Origin of the sequence: Sinomonas sp. (assembly GCF_051955515.1) — a bacterium.
Classification (GTDB): domain Bacteria; phylum Actinomycetota; class Actinomycetes; order Actinomycetales; family Micrococcaceae; genus Sinomonas.
The window spans coordinates 1-5088 of the sequence record NZ_JBQCGQ010000298.1 but is presented as its reverse complement, the minus strand read 5'-3'; the positions used below and the strand labels follow the sequence as shown (position 1 = coordinate 5088).

At 67.5% G+C, this 5088-nt stretch carries 4 protein-coding genes; 1 reads left to right on the top strand and 3 read right to left on the bottom strand.

All coding sequences use genetic code 11. The features are described from left to right. The 3 genes from ACTHL9_RS17850 to ACTHL9_RS17840 form a co-directional block, all read right to left on the bottom strand. On the bottom strand, positions 1-1244 hold a 1244-nt coding region (locus ACTHL9_RS17850; protein WP_440520612.1), incomplete at its 3' end, for a class I tRNA ligase family protein. 271 nt (positions 1245-1515) lie between these two features. Further along, a complete protein-coding gene (locus ACTHL9_RS17845; RefSeq protein WP_440520611.1) occupies positions 1516-2313 on the bottom strand; it encodes an SDR family oxidoreductase in 798 nt (265 codons plus the stop codon). 9 nt (positions 2314-2322) lie between these two features. Beyond that, on the bottom strand, positions 2323-2676 hold the full coding sequence (locus tag ACTHL9_RS17840) for a DUF488 domain-containing protein (protein ID WP_440520610.1): 354 nt from the start codon (positions 2674-2676) through the stop codon (positions 2323-2325). 37 nt (positions 2677-2713) lie between these two features. Between ACTHL9_RS17840 and valS the strand changes: the two genes are divergently transcribed. Beyond that, positions 2714-5088, top strand: a 2375-nt coding sequence (gene valS, locus ACTHL9_RS17835; protein ID WP_440520609.1) for a valine--tRNA ligase, incomplete at its 3' end; no start/stop codon positions are given.

Below are 5088 nucleotides of genomic sequence, written 5' to 3'. Positions count from 1 at the left end.
CCGGCGGCGAACAGCGGAAGGAACTTGGCGCCGTCGTCCACGGAAAGGATCACCGGGATGTCGGCGGCCTCGCACACCTTCTGGTCGTCCTCGCCGTAGGCGGGGGCCTGGTGCACGATGCCGGTGCCGTCCGTCGTCGTCACGTAGTCGGCAACGAGAATCTGCCAGGCCTTGCTTGTGCCCCACGTCGAGGCGTCCGTGAAGTAGTCCCAGAGCGGCTCGTAGCGGATGCCGTCCAGCTCGGCTCCGAGGAAAGTGCGTTCGACGGCGGAGGCGGCCGCTTCGGCGGCTGAGACCTCGCCGTCCTCGTACCCGAGGTCCTTGGCGTAGCTCGGGATGAGGGTCTCGGCGAGCAGGAAGCGTGCATCACTTGGGACGTCCGAAGCGGCGATCCCGCGCGGCCCAGCGGGCACGACGGCGTAGCGCACCTCGGGCCCGACGGCGAGCGCCTCGTTGGTGGGCAGCGTCCAGGGCGTCGTGGTCCAAGCGATCGCCAGAACGCCGTCGAGCGCCTTCGATACCTCGGACTCGCCGGCGAGCAGCGGGAACGTCACGGTGACGGTCTGGTCCTGGCGGTCCTTGTAGACGTCGTCGTCCATGCGCAGCTCGTGGTTGGAGAGCGGCGTCTCGTCCTTCCAGCAGTACGGCAGCACCCGGTAGCCGCTGTAGGTGAGGCCCTTGTCGTAGAGCGTCTTGAACGCCCAGATCACGGACTCCATGTACTCGACGTTGAGCGTCTTGTAGTCATTCTCGAAGTCCACCCACCGGGCCTGGCGCTTGACGTACGCCTCCCATTCGTGGGTGTACTTCAGCACCGAGGCGCGGCAGGCGTCGTTGAACTTGTCGATGCCCATCCGGTCGATGTGGGCCTTGTCGCTCATCCCGAGCTGCTTCATGGCCTCGAGTTCGGCGGGGAGGCCATGGGTGTCCCAGCCGAAGCGGCGCTCGACGCGCTTGCCCCGCTGCGTCTGGTAGCGCGCGACGAGATCCTTGGCGTAGCCCGTCAGGAGGTGGCCGTAGTGCGGGAGGCCGTTGGCGAAGGGCGGCCCATCGTAGAACACGAATTCGCCGGACCCGTCGTGGCCGGCGTCGCGCTGGTCGATCGAGGCCTGGAAGGTGCCGTCCTCGTCCCAGTACGTGAGGATGCGCTCCTCCAGCTCGGGGAAGCGTACGGTGTTGGTTGCTGGCGCGCCGGCCGCGTTCTCGCGGTCGGGCGTGGTGGTCGCCTTGGGGTACACGCTCACGGAAGATCCTTGGCTGTCGAGGCTTCGGAATGCGAGGACGGCGAACGCCCGGATCTGCCGGGCGGTACCGCGGTACCACCTCGCTTGCCCGCCCCTGCCGCTGTGCGCAGCACGTTTGGGCCTCTCGTGAGGGCTGTGACGGGCCTTCCCGTCCGGTTCTACTGGGCGGCTCGGCTGGCTGGCGGAGCGTGCTGTTCTTCCGGAAGCTCACCGGTGATGGCCGGGTCAGCGCTTTGCAGACCAGTCTACCCTTCCCCGCCGGGCCTTCGGCTCAGCCGCGGCGGATCAGCTTGTGGGCTGCAGCCTGAGCCACCGGTCGGATCACGATGTCATCGAGGTTCACGTGGTGCGGCACCGTCACGGCGTAGCGTATGACGTCGGCCACGTCCTCCGCGGTGAGCGGTTCCGCCACGCCCTGGTACACCTTCTCGGCGGCTTCGGCGTTTCCTCCGAGGCGCATCAGTGAGAATTCGTCCGTCTTGACGAGGCCTGGCATGACCTCGATCACGCGGACATTGTGCTCGGCCTCCTCGAGCCGGAGCGCGCGGGTCATGCCGTGCTCGGCGAACTTGGCGGCGTTGTACCCTCCCCCGCCTTCATACGAGACGAGTCCCGCGACCGAGGTGAGGTTCAGGACGGTCCCGCGGCCGTACGCCCGCAGCATCGGCAGGAAGGCACGCGTGATCTTCATCGTGCCCACCACGTTGACCCGGAGCATCCACTCCCAGTCCTCGGTCTTCGCCTCGGCCACCCATTCGGTCCCCCGCGCGCCGCCCGCGATGTTGACGAGGGTGTCGATGCCACCGCGGGACTCGACCTCAGCAGCGAGGCGGGCAACGTCGTCGTCCTCGGCGATGTCCGCAGGGAAGGCGATGGCACCAGTCTCCTCGGCCAAGCGCTCAAGGCGCTCGGCACGGCGGGCGACGGCGAACACCCGCCACCCCTGGGCAGCGAGCGCGCGGACCGTCGCCTCGCCGATCCCGGTGCTCGCACCGGTAACGACGGCGGAGCGGACTCCGCGCTCGGAATCGGCCGGGGCAGGGGTGGGTTGGGGGGCGTCTGAGGTCATGTGCCCAAACTACCCCTGCGGCGCGCCCAACGCCCTCTGGAGGACCACGGCCTGATTGTGCTCCTCATCGTGCGCGGAGTAGACGAGCTCGACCTTGTGGTGCTCGGCGATCGCGTCCTTGAGCTGCTGGAAGGCGTCCGAGCCTTTGAGCTCTTCGCGGTAGCGCCGCTCGAACTCCTCGAAGCGCTCGGCCTCATGGCCGAACCACTTGCGGAGCTCGGTAGACGGTCCGACCTCCTTGAGCCATAGGTCGACTCCGGCTTTCTCTTTGCTGAGACCGCGCGGCCATACGCGGTCCACCAGAATGCGGAAGGTCCCGGCCGGTGAGGACTCGTAGACGCGGCGGAGGCTGACGGTGCCCATAGGGCCATGGTTGGGATTCATACGTAGAATTGCAACCATGCCTGAAGCGAACCCCACGGGTACAGACACGCCCATCTTTTCCCGCCCAGCCACCCACGTCCCCGACAAGCCCGCCCTCGAGGGCCTCGAGGCCAAGCTCACGGAGCGCTGGCTGACCGACGGCACCTACCGCTTCAATCCGGACACCACGCGGAGCCAGGTCTACTCGATCGACACTCCCCCGCCGACCGCTTCGGGCTCGCTCCACGTGGGCCACATGTTCTCCTTCACCCAGACCGACCTCCTCGCGCGCTACCAGCGCATGACGGGAAAGAACGTCTTCTACCCGATGGGCTGGGACGACAACGGACTCCCCACGGAGCGCCGCGTCCAGAACTACTACGGCGTGCGATGCGATCCGAGCATCCCCTACAACGCCGACTACCGGCCGCCCGCCCAGCCGGCCAAGAACCAGCGCGACTTCGACGTCATCTCGCGCCGCAACTTCATAGAGCTCTGCGAGGAGCTCGCAGTTGAGGACGAGAAGGTCTTCGAGCACCTCTTCAAGACGCTTGGCCTCTCAGTCGACTGGGACATGACCTACCGCACGATCGACGACGTCTCGCGTGCCGTCTCGCAGCGAGCCTTCCTCCGCAATCTCGGCGACGGCGACGCCTATCTCGCCGAGGCGCCCACGCTCTGGGATGTCACCTTCCGGACGGCCGTGGCCCAGGCGGAGCTAGAGGACCGCGAGGTGCCCGGCGCCTACTACCGCTATGCCTTCACGGCCGACGACGGTCGGCAGGTTCACATTGAGACGACCCGCCCCGAGCTGCTCGCCGCGTGCGCGGCTCTTGTGGCCCATCCGGACGATGAGCGCTACCAGCCGCTCTTCGGCACCACGGTTCGCTCACCGCTGTTCGGCGTCGAGGTCGAGGTCAAGGCGCATCCGCTCGCGAAGCCGGACAAGGGCTCCGGCATCGCGATGGTCTGCACGTTCGGCGACCTCACCGACGTGACCTGGTGGCGCGAACTCCAGCTTCCGACGCGATCGATCATCGGGCGCGATGGGCGCCTCCAAGCGGAGACGCCCGAATGGATCACCTCGGAGGAGGGCCGCGAGGCCTACGCCGAGATCGCTGGCAAGACGGCGTTCTCCGCGAAGGAGGGCGTCGTGAAGATGCTTAGCGAGCGGGGACTGCTCGACGGCGAGCCGAAGAAGATCATGCACCCCGTGAACTTCTACGAGAAGGGCGACAAGCCGCTCGAGGTCGTCACGAGCCGCCAGTGGTATGTCCGCAACGGCGGGCGCGATGCAGACCGTCGGGCTCGCCTCCTCGAACGCGGCCGCGAGTTCGCCTGGCACCCGGCCTTCATGCGGTCGCGCTACGAGAACTGGGTCGAAGGGCTCAACGGCGACTGGCTCGTCTCGCGCCAGCGCTTCTTCGGCGTCCCCATCCCGGTTTGGTACCGCCTCGACGACGGCGGGAACCCCGACTACGAGAACCCGATTGTTCCCGACGATCCGATGCTGCCCGTCGATCCCGTGGCCGAGCCGGCCCCCGGCTTCGACGAGACGCAGCGCGACCAGCCGGGCGGGTTCACGGGCGATCCCGACGTCCTCGACACGTGGGCCACGTCTTCCCTGACACCCCAGATCGTCGGCCGCTGGAGCCGCGATGACGAGTTCTTCGCGAACGTCTTCCCGTTCGACCTGCGCCCCCAGGCCCACGAGATCATCCGAACGTGGCTGTTCTCGACGACGGTCCGCGCCGATGCGCTCCATGACTGCGCGCCGTGGACGAATGCCGCGATTTCTGGCTGGGTGCTTGACCCGGACCGCAAGAAAATGTCCAAGTCAAAGGGCAATGTCGTGGTCCCGACGGACATCCTCGAGGAGTACGGGGCGGACGCCGTGCGCTACTGGGCAGCGTCCGCCAAGCTCGGTGCGGACACGGCCTTCGAGGTGGCCCAGATGAAGATCGGGCGACGCCTCGCGATCAAGATCCTCAACGCATCGAAGTTCGTCCTCGGGCTCGGTGCCACGGAAGAGAATGTCCTCCGCGATCCCGCCGATCCAGTGCTCGTGAACCCCCTCGACCGTGCGCTGCTCGCCCAGCTGGCCGACGTCGTCGCGCAGGCTGGCGGAGCCTTCGCGGCCTACGACCCCGCGAAGGCGCTGCAGCTCACGGAATCGTTCTTCTGGCAGTTCACGGACGATTACGTCGAGCTCATCAAGGACCGCGCCTACGGCGCACAGGGCGAGGAGCAGAAGGCGTCCGTGCTCGCAGCTCTGGCGACCACCCTGGACGCGCTCCTGCGCCTCTTCGCGCCGATCCTGCCGTTCGCCACCGAGGAAGTCTGGAGTTGGTGGCGCTCGGGCTCCGTGCACCGCGCAGACTGGCCGCAGCCCCTCCCCGTCGAGGGGGATCT